A 2,051-nucleotide genomic window follows, 5' to 3' on the forward strand; every position below is an offset into this window, starting at 1 on the left:
TCAATGGCAATGGGTCAACTGGGTCCCGCGAGTCTGGTGACCAGGACAACAAGAGCCGTGTAACGGGAGACTGTTACGCACGGTTCTGTGGGAGCCCGGGGGTGAAATTCCCCCGGGCCACCCGACAAAACCCCAGCTGATCGAGAAGAAGAACAAGGCGCGGGCAGCGTCGAACGCGTCGGTGTAGGTTGCATATGGTCGACGGTAGTCAGTGTGGAGAATACGCCATGACTTAAAGTGTGCGATGAGTCTTTCGACTGGCGCGCGTAGCCGCGACAGCTCGGTATTGCATTCCTTGTCCCGCTCGCTGAGTTGTCCGCCTCGCGGCTTTCTTCGCGGTGTGGCATCGATATGCCCCTGGTACCGCCGTCGGCGATGGCCCCACCAGAGTGTTCGGTGATTTCCGCTATCGGTGATTGCGCGAACGCGGCCGCATCGTGGGGTTTCCCAGGCATCGGCTCGGAAATGTACACAGACGTCCCGTCCAATAGGCCCACGACTTGCGCGTTGAGCCCGGTGACGCCCTTCTTTCTGCTCCACAACTCGTGATGGTCGGCGTAGGACCAGCAGGGCGTGATGGTGCCGTCGACCAGGCATGCCCGGCCTTGAACCATCTCGATGGCGTCTGCCGCGGTTGGCACAAACTCTTCCAGAACAGCTCTCACGAGCGGCACGAGCACTGTCACGATTCGTGACACCGTGGGCTGTGAGATGTTAATGAAAGTCACCCAGGAGTTCTTGTGGCATGTCCTGCCGTATGTATATGCACGCGATTTCTGCCGACCGGTACAATCCGCAGGCTCTCGGACGCCCATACTTTTTCTGCCACGGAGTGGTAAGAGCCCGCTGGACACGCGCAACGGGTCCTGCATCTGCGAGAGTGTCAAACCTGTGGTACGTTGAGATCGTAACGGTCTTCCTCGATGAGGTCGGTTTCGGCTTAGTAAGCTCATCGATATCATTGAGGAAGGCCGTTGCCCTCCACGACACGCCGCAATCCGGCAAGATTTTGATCAAGCTAGTTCTGAATAACGCTCCTGCTCGACCACACCGTCCTGAGGTCCTACAACCTCAGCGTCCTGTTCTGAAACATCGCGACAAGAGCATTGCGCGCCACTTTCGAGTGGTTGATTCCGATTCGAGCCCGCCGCTGTCGGCGGCCCAACAGGCTCCAATCTGTGAGTAAGCATGCGGCCCTCGGGTTCGACACATTGCGCTCCGCAACCGGTCGCGCGACAGCGTGCGATGCTAGCGCTGGCCGCGCACGGGTTGCCGTGGCCATGGCGGTGGCAGGCGCCTGTGGCCAGTCCCCGCTCGCGTTTCCGGTCCGGTGAACAGTCCAAACGATCGGGGGCGGCCGTGATCAGCAGGATTGCAAGTGCACTCTCCGTGATCATCATCGTGCTGCCAGGACCACCTGGCGGGTCAGCCAGCCGGCCCTCTGCCGGCGACCGCTCGGCGAGCACGCTGCCTTCGAGCCAGCAGGCCGGGGCTCGTGCCAGAGGAAGCGGCGGGGCACTGATGGGCGGCCCGAACCTGGCGGGATGGAAGCTGACGATCCCGGAGGTGAGCGACAAGGGCACCGCGGCCACTGTCGATGACCTTGGCCGGGGAGCGCCACCGTGGATGACCAGGGAGTCGGACGGCAGCCTGCGGTTCTGGGCGCCGGTTGCGGGTGCGACCACGCCGAACTCACAGCACGCCCGCACCGAGCTGGTCAGCCTGACGACCTTCACCGCTGGCACCGGTCGACACACGTTGCGCGCGTCAGTGTCCGTTGGACAGGTCCCCAGCGCAAAACCTGATGTCATCATCGGCCAGGTACACGGCGCCGGGGATATTCGCTCGGTGTCCTTCGTGATGTTGCACTACGACGGGGGAACGATCCGGGCTGTGGTGAAGCAGACACAAAGCGGTCCGACCTCGCTGAAGTACCCCCTGATCTCCGGGGTGCCGCTGGGCGCCCGGTTCGATTACACCATCAGCGCCATCGACGCGAACACCATCGTCTGCACCGCCACCTACGGCTCCAACAGCCGCACCGCGACCAT

At 62.4% G+C, this 2,051-nt stretch carries 2 protein-coding genes and 1 pseudogene; 1 reads left to right on the top strand and 2 read right to left on the bottom strand.

The features are described 5' to 3' along the window. Both WA317_RS15645 and WA317_RS15650 read right to left on the bottom strand, forming a co-directional pair. The gene (locus WA317_RS15645; RefSeq protein WP_425173898.1) at positions 1-489 is read right to left on the bottom strand and encodes a transposase family protein; all 489 of its coding nucleotides are present in this window, start codon (positions 487-489) and stop codon (positions 1-3) included. Then, positions 381-962: pseudogene (locus tag WA317_RS15650) on the bottom strand (transposase family protein); the annotation flags it as partial. The pseudogene WA317_RS15650 and the gene WA317_RS15645, both read right to left, overlap by 109 nt. A 559-nt stretch (positions 963-1,521) precedes the next feature. Here WA317_RS15650 and WA317_RS15655 point away from each other — a divergent pair. Beyond that, positions 1,522-2,051, top strand: a 530-nt coding sequence (locus WA317_RS15655; RefSeq protein ID WP_425173897.1) for a polysaccharide lyase family 7 protein, incomplete at its 3' end; no start/stop codon positions are given.

The sequence above is a fragment of the Mycobacterium sp. genome (genome assembly GCF_049802695.1).
Taxonomy (GTDB): domain Bacteria; phylum Actinomycetota; class Actinomycetes; order Mycobacteriales; family Mycobacteriaceae; genus Mycobacterium.